General features: G+C 56.2%; 2 protein-coding genes and 1 pseudogene. All 3 read left to right on the forward strand.

All coding sequences use genetic code 11. The annotated features are described in order from the left end of the window. Positions 1 to 70 precede the first annotated feature (70 nt). Complete coding sequence (locus tag ACOCD2_RS14185) at positions 71 to 2146, forward strand: chemotaxis protein CheA (protein WP_293648883.1); 2076 nt, start codon at positions 71 to 73, stop codon at positions 2144 to 2146. A gap of 16 nt (positions 2147 to 2162) precedes the next feature. Then, positions 2163 to 2689 (forward strand): annotated as a pseudogene (locus ACOCD2_RS14190) (chemotaxis protein CheW). 25 nt (positions 2690 to 2714) lie between these two features. Then, positions 2715 to 3761, forward strand: a 1047-nt coding sequence (locus ACOCD2_RS14195) for a PAS domain S-box protein (RefSeq protein ID WP_293725552.1), incomplete at its 3' end; no start/stop codon positions are given.

Here is a 3761-nt window from a genome sequence, read left to right on the forward strand (position 1 = left end):
CTAAGTTCTTCCCCGTATCGCCGATGAGTTCCGTAACTCGACTCTCGACCCAAACAGTTACGGTATTTCTATGTCCATGGATCTTTCTGAATTTCTCGACGTATTCCTCGAAGAGTGTTTCGAGGGACTCGAAGCGATGGAATCCGGACTGTTGCATCTGGATGAAGGTACTGACCTCGAAGAAATAAACACCATATTCCGTGCTGCACATTCCATCAAGGGTGGCAGTGCCGCCTTCGGCTTCGACCACATTTCCCAGTTTACTCACGTCATGGAAACTCTGCTGGACGAGCTGCGCAACGGCTCCCGCCAGGTGGACAAGAACATCGTCGATCTGCTGCTGGCCTCGGTGGATATCCTGCGGGAAATGGTGGAAGGCCTGAAAACCGATGAAACCCCTGATGAAGCACGGGTCGCTGAACTGAAAAAGAAACTTGAAATGGCCCTGGCCGACAGCGGCGCCTCATCCGATCCTGAGTCGGAAACCCCGCCAGAGTCCGATGCTCCCGGCGAAGATCAGGATCAGGCAGAGGCTGCGTCCTGGCATATACGGTTCATCCCCGGTCCGGACCTCTTCCGTGATGGCAACGATCCCGTTCGTATCTTCGAAGCCCTGGCCGAACTGGGCAGCCTGCGGGTCAGGACCGACGCAACCAATCTGCCATCCCTATCGGAACTGGACCCTGCCACCTGTCATCTGCACTGGGAAGCCACACTGGAAGGGGCTGTAACCGAAGAGCAGATTCGCGAAACATTCAGCTGGGTGGAAGGTGACTGCCAGCTGGAAATCAGCCAAACGGAAGCAGCACCAGAAGCTCCATCTGACAAGGCGACCGTGACAGAAACAACGGCGGAACCCGCAGCACCGGCACCTGCTGAAAAAAGCGCAGCCTCCGTAGCCAAGCCCGCCAAAACATCACCCAACCGTGAAAGCGGATCCATTCGCGTCTCCATCGAAAAAGTGGACCTTCTGATCAACCTTGTGGGCGAACTTGTAATCACCCAGTCCATGCTCAACCAGGCAGGCCTGAACCAGGCCCAGGGTGGCGGAGCCAGCGCGGAGGCCTTGCTCAACGGCCTCGCCCAGCTCGAGCGCAATACCCGGGAATTGCAGGAAAACATGCTTCAGCTTCGCATGCTGCCCATCAATGTCGCCTTCAACCGCTTCCCCCGGCTGGTACGCGACCTGTGCAACAAGATGGGCAATAAAGTGGATCTGGTACTCACCGGTGAGCAAACCGAAGTGGACAAGACCGTGCTGGAAAAAATCGGCGATCCACTGGTGCACCTGGTACGCAATTCCCTGGATCACGGACTCGAAACGCCGGAAGTGCGCGCAGCCGCCGGTAAACCCGAACAGGGACGTCTGGAACTCAGCGCCCAGCACGAGAGCGGCAATATCGTCATCCGTATCATCGATGACGGCGCCGGACTCAACCGGGAGAAAATCCTGCAAAAGGCCATTGAAAACGGGCTGGTGAGCGACAAGGACGAACTGTCCGAAGAACGCATCGACAATCTGATCTTCCAACCGGGATTTTCCACCGCCGACAAGGTCAGCGATCTTTCCGGTCGCGGCGTGGGCATGGACGTGGTGAAACGCAATATCAACGATCTGGGCGGTACGGTCAGCATTCATTCACGCCAGGGTGAAGGCAGCACCGTTATGATCCGTCTGCCGCTTACCCTGGCCATCCTCGACGGTCAGCTGGCCAGCATCGGTGAAGACACCTATATTCTGCCGCTGATTTCCATCGTCGAATCACTGCAGATCCGCAGTGAAAACCTCAACAGTGTCGCCGGCTCAAGCGAACTCTACCGTTTTCGTGACGAGTACATTCCCATCATCCGTCTCAACAGCCTGCTTGGCAACAGTGGCGGCATTGAAAACCTGGAACAGGGCCTGCTGGTGGTGGTGGAAGCGGAAGGACAACATGCGGGCCTGTTCGTGGACCGCCTGCAGGAACAGCAGCAGGTGGTCATCAAGAGCCTGGAAACCAACTTCCAGCAGCTCGAAGGCGTGTCCGGCGCCACCATTCTCGGAGACGGCCAGGTCGCGCTGATCCTGGACATTCCCGGACTCGTTCACCTCTTTCACAAAACAAGAAACCAGATGACGGTGCCCGCACTGGCAGCCGCATCATAACCGGGGTCGCAGTTTCATGAACAGTAACGCAGCACAAAAAATCGACGTCGATCTGCAGTCCGAACAGGGCGTGGATCAGTACCTGACTTTCTGCCTCGCGGGAGAAGAATACGGTATCAACATCCTCAAGGTGCAGGAAATCCGGGGCTGGAGCGAAGTGACCCCCATGCCCAACACACCGGATTCGATTCTGGGCGTGATCAACCTGCGTGGCACTGTGGTTCCCATTGTCGAACTGCGCAGTCACTTCAACCTGCCCGACGCCCCCGTGGGCCCACCACGGTCATCATCGTGGTCAAAGCAGAAGAGAAAAACGGCAATCAGCGCACCATGGGCATGGTGGTGGACGCAGTTTCCGAAGTACACAACATCGCCTCAACGGACATGCAGCCCGCCCCTCAGGTCGGAGATGCCGAAGATCAGCCTGCCATTGCCGGACTCGCCACCATGGATGAGCACATGATCATCATTCTCGATGTCGATGACCTGATGATCAACCGTGTCCTCGGCCTGGCGGATGAAGAACCAACTATCCAAAAATAAGATTCGCTCTACGGAGAACAACAGCATGAAAATCAACGAGCCAGTAACAGACAACGAAATCGTGATGAAGGATGGGCAGTTCATCGTTTCCACCACGGACAGGAAAGGCATCATCCAATCCATCAACCGCGATTTCATCGAGATCAGCGGCTTCTCTTCCGATGAGCTGATCGGCAGAAACCACAACCTCGTACGCCACCCGGATATGCCACCGGAAGCCTTCGAGGATCTGTGGTGCACCATCAAGGCCGACAAGCCCTGGATCGGCATCGTGAAGAACCGTTGCAAGAACGGTGATTTCTACTGGGTGAAGGCCAATGTAACCCCCATGCGGGATCACGGCCATGTCACCGGTTACATGTCTGTACGCACCAAGCCTACCCGACAGGAAATCGAACAGGCAGACACCCTGTACAAGAAGGTGCGCGCTGGTGAAACAAGTCTGAAACCATCACGTGTCGAGCGGGTCATGCGCTATCTGGGCAACATGGGAATGTCCAAATACCTGACCCTGCTGCAAGTTGCGTCGGTACCCGCCATGGCGGGCATTGCCTGGCTGGCCCGTCAGGGTGCCGACCTCTCTACCCTGGCCATGGTAATTGGAGGCACTGCGGTCTTCTTTACCCTTGCCATTCATGCACTTAAGCAATACACCCAGCGCCCTGTCAATCAGGCGATCGCCGCCATGCAGCAGATTGCCAATGGCGACTACTTCCAGCGGGTTGAAACCCACCGGGATGACGAACTCGGCCGGCTGCTGCAGAACATTCAGTCCGCACAGATTCGTCTGGGGTACGAAGTAAACGAGATCCGTCAGCAGGCCAATTCGCTCAGCCGTGTGCAGGAAGCCCTGGGCAGCGTGAACGCAAATATCATGATCGCCGACCAGGATCTCAACATTATCTACCTGAACAAAGCCGTAAAAGAGATGATGCGCAATGCCGAAGACGATATCCGCAAGGAACTGCCGGAATTCGACAGCAGCAGTCTATTGGGGACCAACGTGGATATCTTCCACAAGAACCCGGCCCATCAGAGAGGCATGATGGAGCGGCTGCAGGATTCTTTCACG

This window comes from Thiolapillus sp., assembly GCF_048562965.1.
GTDB lineage: Bacteria > Pseudomonadota > Gammaproteobacteria > Chromatiales > Chromatiaceae > Thiolapillus > Thiolapillus brandeum_A.

Coding starts and splice junctions, on each gene's coding strand:
- ACOCD2_RS14185 (WP_293648883.1), top strand. CDS start 71: ATGTCCATGGATCTTTCTGAATTTCTCGACGTATTCCTCGAAGAGTGT.